Genomic DNA, 16,886 nt, shown 5'->3' with positions numbered 1-16,886 from the left:
GCGGTCCACACCCAGGCCGCTCGTCATCAGCCGCTCCTTCGCGTTGCGTACACCTTGAAGCAGAGGCCTTCGTAGTACCCGCCCGGGCCGCCTTCGCGGTCCGGGAACGGGTGGACCGGCACCCCGGCGTCGTCGAGCAGGCCTCCGAACCGCGGGTCCAGCACCGTGACGCCGAGCGAGACCTCCGAGGCACCCAGCGCCCGGCACCCCGCGGCCGGCAGCCGGGCGTGCTCGGCGGCGTGCTCCCGCTCGAAGCCGAGGTTGCCGGTGTCCCGGCCCGCCGTCACCGCGCCGAACAGCGAGAAGAGCGAGAACAGCCCCGCGCCGGCTTGCTGGGCGCGTACCACCCGCTGTACCGCCGCCAGGCGGACCGGATCGGGACCGGTGCGCCGGACGGCCGCTTCCAGGGCCAGTCCCGTCGTGGGGTCCGCGGCGACCTCGGTGCCGCGGCCGGTCGGCACGACCCGGTGCTGCGCCAGGCCGGTCACCGCCGAGTGCGTCCCGAGCGGGGTCAGCGGCGAGAGCGTGACCGGGTCGAACCCGGACGCGGCCGCCAGCAGGGTGTCCTCCACCCGCCGCAGCGGCCCGGCCGGCAGCGGGCTCGGCGCCACGAACCGGTCGGCCCGGTGCCGGCGCAGCACGTCCGGTCCGCTCAGCCGGGCCGCGCGGCGGCGCGCCACCTCCAGCTGGACCGTGGTCAGGTCGGCGCCGGGCAACGCGGCGAGCACGTCGGCCGCCTCGCCGCCCGGTCCGGCGAGCACCCGCCTGCCTGGTCCGTCGTCGTGGGCCACCGCCCAGGTGTACCGCCCCGCGGCGGCCCGGCGCGAGGCGTTTTCCGGGCCCGGCGGGGTGACACGGTCGGGGACCCGGCCAGGCGGTAACCTCACCAGCACCCGAGAACCGTGAACCGAGGAGGGCCCGTGTCGGCAGGGCAGATCGCCGCGTTGATCGCCGCAGGAGCATTCGTGGTGCTGGTCGTCCTGCTGGCGATCCCGCTGATCAAGCTCGGCAAGACGCTGGACGCGGCCACGGAAGCGATCGAGCGCACCAACAGCAACACCGACCCGCTGCTGATCGGCGCGAACCAGACGATCACGCACGTGAACACGCAGCTGGAGCGGGTCGACGGCATCACGTCGAACGCGCAGGCCGTCACCGGCAACGTCTCCGCGCTGACGTCGGTGTTCACCGCGACGCTGGGCGGCCCGCTGGTCAAGACCGCGGCGCTGTCCTACGGCCTGAGCAAGGCGATCCGCGCGCGCAAGAAGAAGAACGCGCTGAAGGCCGCGAAGAAGGCCGGCAAATGAGGCGGCTGTTCTGGCTCGGCGTCGGCGTGGTCGCCGGCGTCGCGCTGTCCCGCAAGGCCGCCGAAACCGCTCGTCAGGCCACCCCGGCGGGGCTAGCATCGAACCTGGGCGAGGCCGTGCGCGAGCTGGCCGGCGCCGTGGGTTCGTTCGGCGCCGAAGTGCGCGCGGGCATGAACGAGCGGGAGCAGGAGTTGCACGACATGGTCGAGGAGCGCTCGGGTGTCTCGGCACCCCGCGCCGAAGGACGGCACGCCGCCGCCGCGCGGCGCCCGGTCCGGCGAGCTCGCCGGGCGGAGGGCTGATCCGGGCCTGCCCGGAACCCTTCCGCCGCCGCCGTCCGACCCCGTTCTGCACCACCAGCACAAGGACCTGACCCGTGGACACACACGAAATCACCGATCGCTTCCTGCGCCATTTCGAGAGCAAGGGCCACACGCGCGTGCCCAGCGCGCCGCTGATCCTCGACGACCCGAACCTGCTGTTCGTCAACGCCGGCATGGTGCAGTTCAAGCCGTACTTCCTCGGTGAGGCGCCGCCGCCGTACCCGCGCGCGACCTCCGTGCAGAAGTGCGTCCGCACGCCGGACATCGACGAGGTCGGCAAGACCACCCGGCACAACACGTTCTTCCAGATGGCAGGCAACTTCTCCTTCGGCGACTACTTCAAGGAAGGCGCCATCGAGAACGCCTGGGAGCTGATCACCAAGCCCCAGAGCGAAGGCGGCTACGGCCTCGACCCGGACCGCATCTGGGCGACGGTCTACGAGGACGACTCCGAGGCCGCGGGCCTGTGGCGCAAGCTCACCGGCCTGCCCGGCGAGCGGATCCAGTCGCGCGACGGCAAGGACAACTACTGGGACATGGGCGTGCCCGGTCCCGGCGGCCCGTGCTCCGAGATCTACTACGACCGCGGCCCGGCGTACGGCCGCGAGGGCGGCCCGGTCGCGGACGAGGACCGCTACATCGAGATCTGGAACCTCGTCTTCATGCAGGACGTCCGCGGCGAGCTGAGCCCCAAGCTCGGGCACAAGCCGATCGGCGAGCTGCCGAAGAAGAACATCGACACCGGCATGGGCGTCGAGCGCGTCGCGACGATCCTGCAGGGCGTCGAGAACGTCTACGAGACCGACCTCGTGCGTCCGGTCATCGGCCGCGCGGAGGAGTTCTCCGGCCGCCGCTACGGCTCGAACCACGCCGACGACGTCCGCTTCCGCGTCATCGCCGACCACGCCCGCACCGGCGTGCTGCTGATCGGCGACGGTGTCACCCCGGGCAACGACGGCCGCGGCTACGTGCTGCGCCGCCTCCTGCGCCGCATCATCCGGTCTTCGCGCCTGCTGGGCGTGCACGAGCCGGTGCTGCAGTCGTTCGCGAGCGTCGTGCGCGACACCATGGGCCCGACCTACCCGGAGCTCGTCAGCGGCTTCGACCGGATCAACGAGGTCGTCCGGATCGAGGAGGAGGCCTTCCTCTCGACCCTGACCAGCGGCTCGCGCATCTTCGACATGGCGGCCGAGGAGACCAAGCGCGGCGGCGGCGACGTGCTCGCCGGCGACAAGGCGTTCCAGCTGCACGACACCTACGGCTTCCCGATCGACCTGACCCTCGAGATGGCGGCCGAGCAGGGCCTGACCGTCGACGAGGACGGCTTCCGCACGCTCATGAACGAGCAGCGCACCCGCGCGAAGGCGGACGCGGCGGCCCGCAAGACCGGCCACGGCGACCTCTCGGAGTACCGGAAGGTCCTGGAGCAGCACGGCGAGACCGAGTTCCTCGGCTACACCGACCTGCAGGCCGAGGCGAAGGTCGTGGCGCTGCTCGAAGACGGGCAGCCGGTCCGCAGCGTCGCCGCGGGCAAGAAGGCGGAGCTGGTCCTCGACCGCACGCCGTTCTACGCCGAGAGCGGTGGCCAGGTCGCCGACACCGGCGTGCTGCTGGGCGACGGCGTCGAGCTGAAGGTCCTGGACGTCCAGAAGATCGTCCCCGGCCTCTTCGTGCACCGCGTCGAGGTGGTCGACGGCGAGGTCGGCCTGGACTCCAAGGTCACCGGCTCGGTCGACGCGCACCGCCGCCTGTCCATCGAGCGCTCGCACTCCGCGACGCACCTGGTGCACGCGGCCGTCCGCGGCGCGTACGGCAAGCGCGCGGCGCAGGCGGGCTCGCTGAACTCGCCGGGCCGCATGCGGTTCGACTTCACCACCCCGGGCTCGGTCTCGGCGGATGTGCTGACCGAGGTCGAGCAGGAGGTCAACGACTACCTGCAGACCAACGTCGAGGTGAACAGCTTCACCACGACCAAGGACAAGGCGCTCGAGCTGGGCGCGGTCGCGTTGTTCGGCGAGAAGTACGGCAACGACGTCCGCGTGGTCGACATGGGCGAGTACTCCCGCGAGCTCTGCGGTGGCACGCACGTCGACCGGATCGGCCAGCTCGGCCTGGTCAAGCTGGTCTCCGACGCCTCCATCGGCTCGGGCGTGCACCGCGTCGAGGCGCTGGTCGGAACGGACGCGCTCAAGTACGTCCGCAAGGAGCAGCTGCTGGTCTCGCAGCTGGCCAACACCTTCAAGGTGCCCTCGGACCAGCTGCCGGGCCGCATCGACGACGTCCTGACCCGGCTGAAGAACGCCGAGAAGGAGATCGCGCAGCTCAAGACCCAGCAGGTGCTGGGCTCGGCGGGCGCGCTGGTGGACAAGGCGCAGGAGATCGGCGGCGTCACGGTCGTCGCCGAGGTCGTCCCCGACGTCGACGGCAACGGCCTGCGCGCGCTCGCCTCCGACATCCGCGGCCGGCTCGGCTCGCGGCCCGGCGTGGTGGCGCTGTTCTCGCCGGCCGGCGAGAAGCTGAGCTTCGTCGTCGCGACGACCAAGGCGGCCCAGGACAAGGGCATCGCCGCGGGCAAGCTCGTCCCGTCGTTCGCCGGGAAGATCGGCGGCCGGGGCGGCGGCAAGCCCGACATGGCCCAGGGCGGTGGCACGAACCCGGCCGGCGCGGCCGAGGCGGTCACCGCCCTCCGCTCGGCGATTGCCGGCATTGGTTAACCGCGGAAACCGCGGCCCGGATCGGCCGGGTAAGGACGATCCGGGGCGCGGCCGTCGGCTCGGAGTGGATGTCGGATCCGTCCGGGTCGGGGTGGCGCTGAGCGATCCGGCCCCCGTGCTCGCTTCGCCATTGGTTACCCTCTCCCGCGATGCGACCGACGACAGTGATCTGGACCAGCTGGCCGCCCTCGTCACCGAGCACGAGGTGGTCGAGGTGATCGTGGGGTTGCCGCGGACGCTCGCCAACCGGCAGGGTCCGGCGGCCGAGCTGGCGATCGCGTATTCTGAACGCCTGGCCGGGCGGATAGCGCCCGTGCCGGTCCGGCTGGGCGACGAGCGGCTGACCACGGTCACCGCATCCCGCATCCTCTCCCAGCGCGGGGTCAAAGGCCGCAAGCAGCGTGCGGTGGTCGACCAGGCCGCCGCCGTCGAGATCCTGCAGGCCTGGATCGACGCCGCCGCTGCGCACCGCGCCCGGGAGGGAGACCGATGAACGAGCAGCACCCCGAGCTGCCCCGCGGACGCAGGCGACTGCGCGAACCGGGACCGGCCACCCCGCCGCCGTCCCGTCCCGCACCTCGCCGCGAAGACCCGCGCGCGAGCGGGTACCACGAGCTGCCGCAGGCTTCGCGGCACAGCGGCGAGTACGACCTGCCCCAGCCGTCCCGCCGCGGCCAGGACGCCCCGCCGGCCGGCCGTCGCCGCCGCCTGGAGCCCCCGGCGCAGCTGCCCCCGGCCGAAGCCGACTACGACCCCCGTGACGCCGAGCGCGCCGGCCCCGCCCGCTCCCGCCACGGCCTCGACGCGGGCGCCGACGGCCCGCCCCCACGCCGCCGTCGCGCGGCCCCCGAACCCGGCGAGGAGCCCCGGCGCCGTGCCCCGGGCCGTCCTCCGGCGCCGGAGGACGAGGTGCCCCTGCGGCGTCGCCGTCCGGGCCCCGAGGAGCCGGCCGAAGCCGAGGTGTCGCAGCCACGCCGCCGCCGGCCGGCCCCCGAAGAGCCGGCCGAGGTGTCGCAGCCTCGTCGTCGCCGGCCGAGCCCGGAGGAGCTGGCCGAAGCCGAGGTCGCCCGCCGCCGCCAGGCGATGCTCGACCCGGAAGCGGACGACGAACCGGCGCGCCGTCGCCGGCCCAGCCCGGAAGAGCTGGCCGAAGCCGACGCTGCCCGCCGTCACCAGGCGATGCTCGACCTCGAAGAAGCCGCCGAAGCGCAGGCCGCCCGCCTGCGCGGTGGCCCGGTCGACGAGGGCGCCGAGGTCGCGCGGCTGCGCGGGGTGCCCGACGCCGAGCCGCCGCGGCGCCGCCGTCGTGGTGAACCCGAGGCCGGGGCGGCCCCGCGCCGCGGTCCGGTGCCCGACCCGGCCGAAGCCGAGGTGTCGCAGCCACGCCGCCGCCGGGCCGCCGAGCCCGAAACCGAGTCGCGCCGCCGCCAGGCGGCCCTCGACCCCGAAGCCGAGTTCGACCCCCGCCGCGAACCCCCGCGGCGGCCCCGCCAGCCGGGTGACCGCTCTGTCGGCGTGCCCGAAGCCGGGGCCGAGCCGCCGCGGCGCCGCCGTCCGCCGCCCCCGCCGGTGCGCGACGACCCGCCGACCGACATCATCCCCGCGCAGCCCCCGGCCGAGCCGGCCGCCGAAGAGCCCGAAGAGTTCTTCGCCGAGGGCGACGAATACGCGGAGTACGACGAGTACGAGGACTACGACGAGTCCGAGTACGACGAGGAGTACGACGACTACGAGGACGAGCCGGCCAAGCCGCGCAAGAAGAAGGGCAAGCGCTTCCTGGGCTGGGTCGCCGCGATCGCGGTGATCGCGCTGCTCGCCGGCGGCGCCTACTACGGCTTCACCAAGTTCTTCGGCTACGAGGACTTCGACGGCGCCGGCGACGGCGACGTGCTGTTCCAGGTCGACGACGGCGACTCGACGTCGGCGATCGGCGCGAAGCTCACCACGGCGGGCATCGTCGCCAGCAGCAAGGCGTTCGTGAAGGCGGGTGAGGACAACCCGAAGCTCGCCCGGATCCAGCACGGCTTCTACGTGATGAAGACGCACATGTCCGGGGCGAGCGCGGTCGACCGGATCACCGCGCCGACCTCGCGCGTCGGCCAGCTGGAAGTCCGGCCGTACACGCAGTTCGACGACATCACCCAGCCCGACGGCAAGGTCACGCCGGGCGTGTACAGCCTGCTGGCGAAGGCGTCGTGCGCGCAGCTGGACGGCAAGAGCACCTGCGTGTCCGCCGACGACTTCCGCAAGGCCGTCGACGCGGCGGACCTGAAGACGCTCGGCGTGCCGGACTGGGCGATCGAGCCGGCGAACAAGGCCGACCGCAAGGACCGCAGGCTGGAAGGCCTGATCGCCCCGGGGCTCTACGACGTCAAGCCGGGGGCGAACGCGCAGGAGATCCTCGGTCAGCTGGTGAAGAGCTCGACCGAGGCGATCCAGAACGCCGGGCTGAGCCCGCAGTCGACCGGGCCGGGCGTGACGCCGTACCAGACGCTGATCATCGCGTCGATCATCGAGCGCGAGGCGGTGAAGGCCGACTTCGGCAAGCTGTCGCGGGTGATCTACAACCGGCTGGCGATCAACATGCGGCTGCAGATGGACTCCACGGTCAACTACGTGCTGGACCGCCCGACGCTGCTGACCAACGAGGGCGACCGCGTGAAGTCCGGCGCGTACAACACGTACAAGAACGCCGGGCTGACGCCGACGCCGATCTCGGTGCCGAGCGCGGACGCGATCCAGGCCGCGGTGCACCCGCCGGCCGGGGACTGGGTCTACTTCGTCAAGTGCGAGAAGAACGGCCTGTCCTGCTTCGCGGTCACCAACGACGAGCACAACAAGAACCGCGCCCTGGCCGAGGAACGCGGTGTCATCTGAGCCCCGCAAGGCAGCGGTCCTCGGGAAACCGGTGGCGCACTCGCTGTCCCCGGTGCTGCACGGCGCCGCGTTCGCCGCGCTCGGCCTGACCGGCTGGACGTACGAGCGCATCGAGACCGGCGCCGACGAGCTCCCGGCGTTGGTCGACGGTCTCGGCCCGGAGTGGGCGGGGCTGTCGGTGACGATGCCGGGCAAGCGCGCGGCCCTGGACCACGCGGCCGGGGTGACCCCGCGCGCGGCCGCCGTCGGCGCGGCCAACACCCTGGTCCGCACGGCCCGCGGCTGGCTCGCGGACTGCACGGACGTCGACGGCGTCACGGGCGCCCTGCGCGCGGCGGGCGGCTACGAGCCGTCCCCGGCGGACACGGCGGTCGTCCTCGGCGCGGGCGGCACCGCGGCGGCGGCGGTGGTCGGCCTCGCGGCGCTCGGCATCCGGCAGGTCCGCCTGGTGGTGCGCGAACCGGCCCGGGCGACGGAAACCCTCGACGCGGCGAAGCGGGCTTCCCTCGACGTCGACGTCCTCCGCTGGTCCGAAACCGACTTCGCCGCGCTGGCGTCGTCGGCGGTCCTGGTGAACACGGTCCCGCCGGCCGCGGTGGCCCCGCACGTGGCGGAGCTGGCGGCGATCGCGCACGTCCTCGACGTCATCTACCACCCGTGGCCGACCCCGCTGGCCGAAGCGGTGGCCGCCCGCGGCGGCCGCCTCGCGACGGGGCTGGACATGCTGCTGCACCAGGCGTTCGGCCAGGCCGAGCACTTCACCGGCCGGCCGGCCCCCCGCGCGGCGATGCGGGACGCGCTGCGCGAAGCGACCGGAAATCTGCTGCCGTTGCCGATCGGCTGACGCTATTCTGGTGGACTGCCCGAAAGAAGGGGTCTGCACGGGATGAGCAGCCGGGAAGCACAGAGCGAGGCCGAGATCAACGCCGCGTGGGTCGGCGAACCACCGGAACTCAACTCCACGGTCACGCTGGTCGACTACGACCCGCGGTGGCCGGCGCTGTTCGAGCGCGAAGCCGCGCGGATCAGGGGAGTGCTGGGGGAGCGGGTGCTCGTGCTGGAGCACGTCGGCTCGACGTCGGTACCCGGCCTGTGCGCGAAGCCGATCATCGACATCCTCCTGGAGGTCCCGGATTCCGCCGACGAGGAGACGTACGTCCCGGCCCTGGAGGGGGCGGGCTACCGGCTGGTGATCCGCGAGCCGGACTGGGAGAAGCACCGGTGCTTCAAGGGCCCGGACACGAACGTCAACCTGCACGTGTACTCGCCGGGCAACGGCCAGACACCGCGGTACCGCTTGTTCCGCGACCGCCTGCGTTCGCACCCGTCCGAGCTCGAGCTGTACGCGGCGACCAAGCGGGAACTGGCCGCTCGGACGTGGAAGTACATCGGCCACTACGCGGACGCGAAGACCGAGGTGGTGGAGGAGATCATCAGCCGGGCTCGCGCGGCGCAGTACGACGCGTTCAGCGAGTCCTACGCGACGCACGCGGAGAAGTCGGTGACGAACGCGTGGTACGACCGGCCCGCGATCGTGGACCTGGCCGGCGACGTCTCAGGCCGGCGGGTACTGGACGTCGGCTGCGCGGCCGGGCACTTGAGCGCGTTGCTGGCCGCGCGGGGCGCGGACGTCTTGGGGGTGGACGCGAGCGCGGGGATGGTTTCGGTCGCCCAGCGGAAGTTCGGTTCGGTGGCGCGGTTCGAAGTCGCCGACGTAACTGAGCCGCTTGCTCTCGAGTCCGGTTCCTTCGACGTGATCACGGCTTCGCTGGTGCTGCACTACGTGAAGGATTGGGCGGCGATGCTGGCCGAGTTCCGGCGGATCTTGAAGCCCGGCGGGGCGCTGGTGTTTTCGGTGCACCACCCCGGTGAGGACTGGCGCTGGTTCGAGCGGGAGAACTACTTCGAGCTGGAACTGCTGGAGGACGAGTTCCCGGCCGGACAGGTGGTGCGCTTCTACCGGCGCCCGTTGAGCTGGACGTTCACCGCGGTCCGTGAGGCGGGTTTCGAGGTGGACCGGCTGGAGGAGCCGATGCCGGCCGCGGAGGCGGAGGAAGCCGACCCGAAGTGGGCGGCGAACCTGCGCACGAAACCCCGGTTCCTGTACTTCCGGGCGGTCAGTCCCGCTCTGGATCGACTTCCAGTTCCACCAGACGCTCGAACAGCAGGTTGAACGCGGTGAACCGGCTGTTCGGGTTCAGGATCATGACCGTCGGTGCGGAGGCTCGAACTCTGTCGAGGAAGCCATTGGAGACGTCCTGTGCTTCGCGCGTATTCCGGCGTACACGTTTGATCATGTCGTACGTGCGCATCCGGGGGTTCGCGATTATCAGTTCCAGTAGTTCCTGGACTCTGGGCTCACCTTTTATCTTGTGGACAGCGTACGCCGCACCGTCTTTGGGGTCGAAGCTCCGACGATAGGCGGCGACCGAAGAGGTGGTAAAAGCAAGCGAAAACACCGTAGCTGTCATCGCGGCCGCTTCTGGTTCGAAATGTATGATGACGGAACCTGTGTAGGCAACGCACCATGTGCTCACAAGTGTGGTCAAGACGAGGAGTGAAAACGCGAAGCGGAGTCGCGAGACGGTGCGCGATTTGCGAATGGCGAGGCTGTCGGCGAAATTGAGTGTCGTGGACGATCCGTGCCATCGGCAACCTGCCTCGAGTACCACGCCGATGATCGAATTTCGAAACCGGTAGTCGTGGTACCAGCAGGTGCGCCGACCTGCTCGCGGCAGCAGCCAGCTGGGGGGTGGGCTGAGGGGAGGAGTCGAGTTCAGCCGGGTGTACACGCTCTGGTGGTAGAACATCCCCAGTGCCAAGATTCGGCCCCATCTCCGTGCGTTTTCTTCGCTCGCCTGAAACTGGGCGATGGCCTGGGCGAGCACGGCGGGCTCATCCAGGACCTTGATCAGCAGTTCGGGTCGGTCGTCGGCGATCTCAATGCCGGTCGACCGGGCGAGTTCCAGCGCCGCGGCCGGGTCGAGCCGCATGTAGGAAACGAAGAGCGCGTCGAAACCGTCCTGTGCACCTGTGGTTGCGGCGAGGAAAAACGGCTTGAGGTGGCTGGGCCTGAGTCCGGTGATCGAGCGTTCGGCAAGTTCGCGGTCTCGGAGGGCGATGGCGACGAGGCGAAACAGGGGGAACCAGGTCTCGTCTCGCTCCGTCGCCCGGCTGAGTGAGTTCGCGATGTCCGCCAGTTCCAGCATCACGACTGCGTCTTCGTAGGGCTGGCAGTCGACGATGGTGCGCAGGCCGAGTTCGACGCCGCCGACGAGCGTGGTCCACAGCAGTCGCTCCCGGCGTACGCGGTCGTTCTTCTGCAGCGCGACGGAAAAAACGATCACCTCGGCCAGTCGTTCCGCGAACCTGAGGGCTTCGTCGGTGTCGCCTTCGATCGCCGAACTGATGCATCGCCAGGCCTCGTCGTCGCCGCGGTCCACCGCGCCCGCAGCGAGGAACTCGCAAAACGTCAGATGCACAAACCGAATGCTCTCCTCCTTGCGTTCCTCGGTGAACAGGCCGGTGTCCCGCGAGAGCTCCCTGAGTCGTTGTCCGGCTTCGCTTTCCGAGAGTCCCTCCTCGTCCCGGACGATCGCCACCGCCTTGTCCCAGTCCAAAGCGTTCCGTGATTGGCTGCCGTCGAGCAGGTGCTCCAAGGCGATTCGGCCGAGGAGTTGTTGTCGCGTCCGGCGCAGGACGTTCAGGCCCGTGGTCAGCCCGCGCTGCCGGCTTCCGCGTCGGACGAGCAGTTCGTCGACCACCGATCGGTAGAAGTCCGGCCGGGTTTCGGGGAGCCCTTCGCCGCCTGCCATCTGGTCGGTCGCCACGTACATCGCCAGGATGAGTGGTGTCTCGCACATGCTGCGGATATTGGGCTGGGATGCCAAGTTGCCGAAGATGCGCGGGAGGTGCCGATCCGGGTCGCTGCGGTACGGCCACTTGCTCAAGAATTCGTACATGTCGTCCGCGGTGAACGGTTCCAGGGTCAGGTGTGCGTCGAACATGTCGGCGAAGTCGGGGGAGAGGTTGACGTAGAGCTGGCGCCGAGTGGTCAGGACGACCTGGTTGGCGGGGTGTTTCTTCGCCAGGTGGTCGCAGAGTTTCACGATTTCGTTCGAGACGGCCGAGAAGTCGCTGGTGTTCACTTCGTCCAAGCCGTCGAGAAGGACGGTAACCCGGCCTGTGCCGAGGAAGGAGTCGAAGAGGTCCTTGCCCGCGTAGGCGTTGATCGAGGTCACCTGACGTTCGACAAACTCGACGAGGCTGCCGGTCGAGTCCGCCGCGGCGAGGTTCTTCAGCTCCACGAGGACCGGGATACGCGTCGGCCCGACCGCGGAACCGGCGATCGCGGCCCGGCAGATGTCCCGGTAGATCCGTTTCACCAGCGTCGATTTTCCTGAGCCGGGGTCGCCGATGAGCAAGGTTCGGGGATAGTCGCCTTCGATGATCTCGTCGGCCGAAATCCTGGTTCGGTCGGAAGCGGTGGCGGTCAGTGGGACGAACATGTCATCCAGCACGAGCTTCACCGGGACTGCGGCGGGCACCAGCAACGTGTTCGAACTCGCCGCCAGCCGGTTCAGCGCGAAATCTCTCAGGCTGAGCCGGGCTGCGACCGCCGGCCGGAGCCGGCGTACCAGCCGTGAACCGATTCCGCGGATGATGTACTGCGGAAACGCTTCCAGCCCGAGGTCACGCGTCACCGACTCGAGGTACTTGCGTCGCTGGTACAAAAAACCGGTGACCGCGACCAGGAGACCCGACGCGATGCTGACGATCTGGGTGAGACTCAGCGGCACCAGGAGTCACCTCTCCACAGGCGTACAGGCCGTGAAAAGGGTCGCGCACCGGCCGCGGAGTGTTACTCCCGCTTGGCGAGGTCCTGGATCAGGTCCACGATCTCCCGGCTCACCGGCCGGAAGATCCGCAGCCGCGACAGTGCCGCCACCCGCGCCAGCAGCGGCACACTCCGCTCCACCAGCATCCGGCTCCGCTTCGTCCCCGCCGACCGGTCGTGGACCCAGAACAGCACCACGCCCATCTGGTACAGCCACAGCAACTCCGGCAGCTGCGCCCGCAGTTCCGGGTCCAGCTTCACGTCCGAGCCGTCGATGACCTCGCGCATCAGGCCGATCGACGCCTCCCTCGCGGCCGACGAGTCGTCGCTGAACGGGCTCAGCGGCGACTCGGGGTCGGCCGCGTTGACGAAGAACTGCGTGCCGAAGCGGTGGTAGGGCTCCGCGATGTCGAGCCAGCACAGCAGCACCGCCCGCAGGCGCGCCGCGAACGCCTGCTCGCCGGCCAGCAGGGGGCGGGCCGTCTCGAGGTGCTGCCGGGCGATCTCGTCGTAGAAGCCCTGGATCAGCTGTTCCTTCGAGGAGAAGTAGTAGTACGCGTTGCCGACCGAGACGCCCGCTTCGGCGGCGATCGCGCGCATCGTCGTGCGGTCGTAGCCGTTCTCGGTGAACAGCCGCATCGCGGTCGTGACGATCAGGGACCGCGTTTCCTCGCTCTTGGCCACGGGCTGCACGTTAGCGCCGGTTCCGTCAGTGCTGCGGGAAGGGCGGCATCCCCGGATAGGGGAGAGGCGCCGGCAGGGGCTTCGGGGCCAGGTGGCGGCGGCGGATGCCGTTGAAGATCAGCACGTTCGTCAGGTGCATCACCCCGAGGATCAGCGCGACCACGCCGACCTTCACCGAGAGCAGCTCGAACACCTCGCGCGCGCTGAGCACGGTCGCCCGGCTGGTCAGGAACAGCGTCACGAACCCGAGGCTGATCAGGTAGAAGCCGACGACCAGCAGCTGGTTGACGGCGGTGGCGAGGCCCGGGCTGTCGGCGAAGACCTCGGCCAGGAAGGTGCGGCCGTGCTTGCTCAGCGTCCGGGCCACGAGGACGGTCAGCGGGATGCTGATCAGCAGGTAGAGCGCGTATGCGAGGACGACGGGGTCCATGGTTCCTCCAAGTTTTGAACGTGTTCAGGAAGACGGTAGCGCGCTTTTTGAACGTGTTCAAGAGAGCCGGGTCACGCCGACTCCGGCGACGTCACCCCGGGCAACCTGGCCGGCCCGGGGTGCACGACGCCGCCGATCACCGCTTGGTCCGCGGGGACGTCGTCGTCCCACTACGGTGAGGTCATGCGCATCGCGATCCTCGACGACTACCAGGACGTCGCCCTGACCTTCGGTGACTGGGACTCGCTGAAGGCCGACATCACGGTCTTCACCGAGCCCCTCACCGACGTCGTGGGGCAGCTGCAGGGCTTCGAAGCGATCGTCGCGATGCGTGAGCGCACCCGGTTCCCGGCCGAGGTCCTGGACCGGCTGCCGGACCTGAAGCTGCTGGTCAGCACCGGCCCGCGCAACGCGGCCATCGACGTCCCGGCCGCGCGGCGCAACGGCGTCGTCGTGTCCAAGACCGGCTACCTGGGGGAGCCGACCGCCGAGCACACCTGGGCGCTGATCCTCGCCGCGGCGCGGAACCTGCCGCGGGAGTTCCGGTCCATGCGGGAGGGTGGCTGGCAGACGACCGTCGGCACCATGCTGCACGGCAAGACGCTCGGCCTGCTCGGCCTCGGCAGGCTCGGCGCCGGTGCGGCGAAGATCGGGCAGGCGTTCGGGATGGAGACCATCGCCTGGAGCCAGAACCTGACGCCGGAGAAGGCGGAGCCGCACGGCGTCACGGCGGTGTCGAAAGAGGAGCTGTTCGCGCGGTCGGACGTGTTGTCGATCCACCTGGTGCTCAGCGACCGCACCCGCGGTCTCGTCGGCGCGCCCGAGCTCGCCGCGATGAAGCCGAGCGCGATGCTGGTGAACACTTCGCGCGGCCCGATCATCGACGAGGACGCGCTCGTGGACGCGTTGCGGCGCAACGAGATCCGGGTCGCGGCGCTGGACGTCTACGACGTCGAGCCGTTCCCGGCCGACCATCCACTGAGGACGCTCGACAACGCCGTCCTGACGCCGCACCTCGGCTTCGTCGCGCGCGAGACCTACGAGATCTTCTACGGCGACGCGGTCGAGGACATCGCGGCTTACCAGGCGGGGGAACCGATCCGGCTGATGGAGTAGCTTTGGCGTGCGGCCCGCCGGGGCCCGAGGTCCCCGCACCGGCCCGGCGGCGGGCCCGCACGAGAACCATGACACCACCCGCGCGGCGCCCCCGGCAGGGTCCAAAGACCCTGTCGGCGGGTCCGTTCGGCTGAACGACGCGTGCGCCCGGGTCGTGAGTGAGAAACAGGGTTGGAACACTGTTTCCCGCTCACGAGGTCGTCGCGGGCCACTGCCCTTCCGCGAAGGCCGGCGCGGGCGCGGCCGTGACGGTGGTGGCCGGGGCCGGCCTCGGCCCGGGCCGCTGACCGGACTCCGGTCAGCGGCTCACGAGAACGGGACCGCGTCCGGAGCGCAGGTGGTCCCGGCGGCGGGCGCGCTCAACTCGGTTAGGTACCGCACGACCGCCGCCGAGGCGCACGCGCTGGGCGCGTCGAGGGACGTGTGGCCGTAGCCCTCGACGACGAGCACCCGCCCGTCACCCAGCTCCGCCGCCGTCGCTTCCGCGTTGTGCAGCGGCGTCGCCGGGTCGAACCGGTTGTTCAGCACCAGCACGAGGTTCTTCCGCGCCCGGTTCCACGGCCCGGTGTACCGATCGGCGTCGTGGGCCGGCCAGCCGACGCACTGCGCCATCGAAAACACCGACCCCAGCCCGAAGTACGGCTGACGCGCACTCTCGCGAGCGGCCAGCGCGGTGTAGCCGGCGACCGAAGAAGGGTTGTCGCTGTCGACGCACTGGACGGCCAGGAACCCGGCGGAGTGCGTCGGCACGTACGGGTCCAGCACCGGCGCGGCGGGCCCCGGGTCCGACGGCATCGCGGAAAGGGTCTGGGCCAGCCGCTTCCACCGGCCCGACTGGTAGAGCGCGCTGTCGACCGTCCGCATCAGCGAGCCGACGCCCTGACCGCGGGACGCGCGGGCGAAGATCCCGGCGAACCGCTGCTTCGGGTCGCCCGCGGAGAACGCGCAGCGGGGCCCGGCGGCGGCGCACACCGCGAAGAACTGGTCCAGCTCCCGCTGCTGAGCCCCGGCGACGTCGGCTCGGACGTCCACCGGCTGCTGCTCCTGGCCCGGTTTCCCGGTGGCGTTCGCGACGAGGTCGAGCGTGCCGTCGAGGGTCATCGCGCGCACCTTGTCCGGGAACAGGTTCGCGTATGTCCCGCCCAGGTACGTGCCGTAGGAGTAGCCGTAGAAGTTCAGCGCGGGGTCGCCCACGGCCTGGCGCAGCAGCTCCAGGTCCCGCGCCACGTTCGCGGTCGACAAATGGCTCAGCAGGGCACCCGAGGCGGCGCAGGCCCGGCCGGTCGCCGCGCTCGCCGCGAAGAACGCGTCCGGCTGCCGCAGCGGCGACCCGGCGGGCGGCAGGTGGTCGGCGCCGGGGCAGCTGACCGGCGACGAGCCGCCGATCCCGCGCGGGTCGAAGCTGACCAGGTCGAACCGGGCGCGCAGCTCGTCGGGGTAGCGGGCAGCGAACCGCGTCAGCTCGCCGACGCCGTCGGCGCCCGGGCCGCCGAAGTTGAAGAACAGCGAGCCGAGCCGCCGTCCGGGGTCGCTCGCCGGCAGGCGGATCACCGAGAGCGTGATCGAGGCGCCCTTCGGCTCGCGGTAGCTCAGCGGCACGGCCGCGCCCGCGCACTGGAACGGCCCGTGGCACGGCGTCCAGTGCAGCGCGGGTACGGCGGCGCCGTTCGTGCCCAGCGCCGGCGGAGCGGTTTGCGGCGAAGGCGCGGGAGCGGGCACCGGCGCGGCCTGGGGCGCGCTGCAGGCGGCCACCAGCAGGACGGCCGCGAGGAGGACCCGCTTCACGCGCCCAATTCCGCCAGCACGGCGTCGGTGTAGCGCGGCCAGACCTCGGCCGCCCACGGGCCGAACGCGCGGTCGGTGAGTGCGACGCAGGCCGCGCCCACGGCCGGGTCGACCCAGAGGAACGTGCCCGACTGACCGAAGTGCCCGAAGGTGCGCGGCGAGCTGTTCGCGCCGGTCCAGTGCGGGCTCTTGTGGTCGCGGATCTCGAAGCCGAGGCCCCAGTCGTTCGGCTTCTGGTGCCCGAAGCCGGGCAGCACGCCGGACAGGCCGGGGAAGACGACGTTCGTGGCCTCGGCGACGGTCGCGGGGTCGAGCAGCTCGGGCGCCTGCAACTCGGCGGCGAAGGCGACCAGGTCGTCCACTGTGGACACGGCGCCCGACGCGGGCGAACCCGTCAAGGTGGTCGAAGTCATCCCGAGCGGGGCGAACAGCGCTTCGGCCTGGTACTGGGCGAAGGGGATGCCGGAGTGCTCGGCGAGCGCGTCGGCCAGCTGCTCGAACCCGGCGTTGGAGTAGAGCCGCCGCGTGCCCGGCTCGGCCATTGCCTTGTGCGCGTCGAACGCGAGCCCGGAGGTGTGGGCGAGCAGGTGCCGCACGGTCGAGCCCTCCGGCCCGGCCGGGGTGTCGAGCTCGACGACGCCCTCTTCGATCGCGATCAGCGCGGCGTAGGCGGTCAGCGGCTTGCTGACCGAGGCCAGCGGGAACTTCCGCGCGGTGTCGCCGTGGCGGCCCGGCACGGCCCCGTCGGCGGACACCACGGCCGTCGCGGCGTTGTCCACCGGCCACTCGTCGATCAGGCGCAGGCTCTCCATA

The 16,886-nt window shown here is 71.0% G+C and carries 14 protein-coding genes; 8 read left to right on the top strand and 6 right to left on the bottom strand.

All coding sequences use genetic code 11. From position 1 onward, the window contains the following. Positions 1-26 precede the first annotated feature (26 nt). Positions 27-791: a hypothetical protein gene (locus MUY14_RS22835; protein ID WP_247011690.1), complete on the bottom strand. Its 765-nt coding sequence runs from the start codon at positions 789-791 to the stop codon at positions 27-29. Positions 792-920: 129 nt separating this feature from the next. Between MUY14_RS22835 and MUY14_RS22830 the strand changes: the two genes are divergently transcribed. From MUY14_RS22830 to MUY14_RS22800, 7 genes are all read left to right on the top strand, one after another. Then, positions 921-1,307, top strand: coding sequence for a DUF948 domain-containing protein (locus MUY14_RS22830; RefSeq protein ID WP_247011689.1), 387 nt, complete (start codon positions 921-923; stop codon positions 1,305-1,307). Next, positions 1,304-1,609 carry a hypothetical protein gene (locus MUY14_RS22825; protein WP_247011688.1) on the top strand — a complete coding sequence of 102 codons (306 nt, stop codon included), beginning with the start codon at positions 1,304-1,306 and terminating at the stop codon, positions 1,607-1,609. Before MUY14_RS22830 ends, MUY14_RS22825 begins: the two co-directional genes overlap by 4 nt. 74 nt (positions 1,610-1,683) lie before the next feature. After that, positions 1,684-4,344 (top strand): alanine--tRNA ligase, encoded by a 2,661-nt coding sequence (alaS, locus tag MUY14_RS22820; protein WP_247011687.1) that lies wholly within the window; start codon positions 1,684-1,686, stop codon positions 4,342-4,344. Between the two features lie 64 nt (positions 4,345-4,408). Beyond that, entirely contained in the window at positions 4,409-4,837 is a 429-nt protein-coding gene (gene ruvX, locus MUY14_RS22815) for a Holliday junction resolvase RuvX (protein WP_315863291.1), read from the top strand. Next, positions 4,834-7,221: an endolytic transglycosylase MltG gene (mltG, locus tag MUY14_RS22810; RefSeq protein WP_247011685.1), complete on the top strand. Its 2,388-nt coding sequence runs from the start codon at positions 4,834-4,836 to the stop codon at positions 7,219-7,221. Before ruvX ends, mltG begins: the two co-directional genes overlap by 4 nt. Continuing rightward, entirely contained in the window at positions 7,211-8,065 is an 855-nt protein-coding gene (locus MUY14_RS22805) for a shikimate dehydrogenase (RefSeq protein ID WP_247011683.1), read from the top strand. Before mltG ends, MUY14_RS22805 begins: the two co-directional genes overlap by 11 nt. Before the next feature lie 42 nt (positions 8,066-8,107). Then, positions 8,108-9,394 carry a GrpB family protein gene (locus MUY14_RS22800; RefSeq protein WP_247011681.1) on the top strand — a complete coding sequence of 429 codons (1,287 nt, stop codon included), beginning with the start codon at positions 8,108-8,110 and terminating at the stop codon, positions 9,392-9,394. Here the strand turns inward: MUY14_RS22800 and MUY14_RS22795 are convergent. From MUY14_RS22795 to MUY14_RS22785, 3 genes are all read right to left on the bottom strand, one after another. Continuing rightward, complete coding sequence (locus MUY14_RS22795) at positions 9,339-12,020, bottom strand: NACHT domain-containing NTPase (protein WP_247011680.1); 2,682 nt, start codon at positions 12,018-12,020, stop codon at positions 9,339-9,341. The two genes, MUY14_RS22800 and MUY14_RS22795, sit on opposite strands and share 56 nt — an antisense overlap. Positions 12,021-12,082: 62 nt before the next feature. Further along, entirely contained in the window at positions 12,083-12,742 is a 660-nt protein-coding gene (locus MUY14_RS22790) for a TetR/AcrR family transcriptional regulator (protein WP_247011679.1), read from the bottom strand. A gap of 25 nt (positions 12,743-12,767) precedes the next feature. Next, positions 12,768-13,172, bottom strand: a complete 405-nt coding sequence (locus MUY14_RS22785) for a hypothetical protein (RefSeq protein ID WP_247011678.1) — start codon at positions 13,170-13,172, stop codon at positions 12,768-12,770. Between the two features lie 183 nt (positions 13,173-13,355). Here MUY14_RS22785 and MUY14_RS22780 point away from each other — a divergent pair, with 183 nt between their 5' ends. Then, entirely contained in the window at positions 13,356-14,288 is a 933-nt protein-coding gene (locus MUY14_RS22780) for a D-2-hydroxyacid dehydrogenase family protein (RefSeq protein ID WP_247011677.1), read from the top strand. A gap of 306 nt (positions 14,289-14,594) precedes the next feature. On the opposite strand, the gene MUY14_RS22775 is transcribed toward MUY14_RS22780, so the two are convergent. Continuing rightward, complete coding sequence (locus MUY14_RS22775) at positions 14,595-16,073, bottom strand: alpha/beta hydrolase (protein WP_247011676.1); 1,479 nt, start codon at positions 16,071-16,073, stop codon at positions 14,595-14,597. After that, on the bottom strand, positions 16,070-16,885 hold the full coding sequence (locus tag MUY14_RS22770; protein WP_247011675.1) for a serine hydrolase: 816 nt from the start codon (positions 16,883-16,885) through the stop codon (positions 16,070-16,072). The genes MUY14_RS22775 and MUY14_RS22770 overlap by 4 nt, the downstream gene beginning before the upstream one ends. Between the last annotated feature and the right edge of the window lies 1 nt (position 16,886).

Source organism: Amycolatopsis sp. FBCC-B4732 (genome assembly GCF_023008405.1).
Lineage (GTDB): Bacteria > Actinomycetota > Actinomycetes > Mycobacteriales > Pseudonocardiaceae > Amycolatopsis > Amycolatopsis pretoriensis_A.
This window is presented reverse-complemented; position numbering and strand designations above follow the sequence as displayed.

What these genes read in the sequence shown, in the direction of transcription:
- MUY14_RS22780 (WP_247011677.1), top strand. Translation starts at nt 13,356, where the DNA reads ATGCGCATCGCGATCCTCGACGACTACCAGGACGTCGCCCTGACCTTC.
- MUY14_RS22770 (WP_247011675.1), bottom strand. Translation starts at nt 16,885, where the DNA reads ATGGAGAGCCTGCGCCTGATCGACGAGTGGCCGGTGGACAACGCCGCG.
- MUY14_RS22785 (WP_247011678.1), bottom strand. Translation starts at nt 13,172, where the DNA reads ATGGACCCCGTCGTCCTCGCATACGCGCTCTACCTGCTGATCAGCATC.
- mltG (WP_247011685.1), top strand. Translation starts at nt 4,834, where the DNA reads ATGAACGAGCAGCACCCCGAGCTGCCCCGCGGACGCAGGCGACTGCGC.
- MUY14_RS22800 (WP_247011681.1), top strand. Translation starts at nt 8,108, where the DNA reads ATGAGCAGCCGGGAAGCACAGAGCGAGGCCGAGATCAACGCCGCGTGG.
- MUY14_RS22825 (WP_247011688.1), top strand. Translation starts at nt 1,304, where the DNA reads ATGAGGCGGCTGTTCTGGCTCGGCGTCGGCGTGGTCGCCGGCGTCGCG.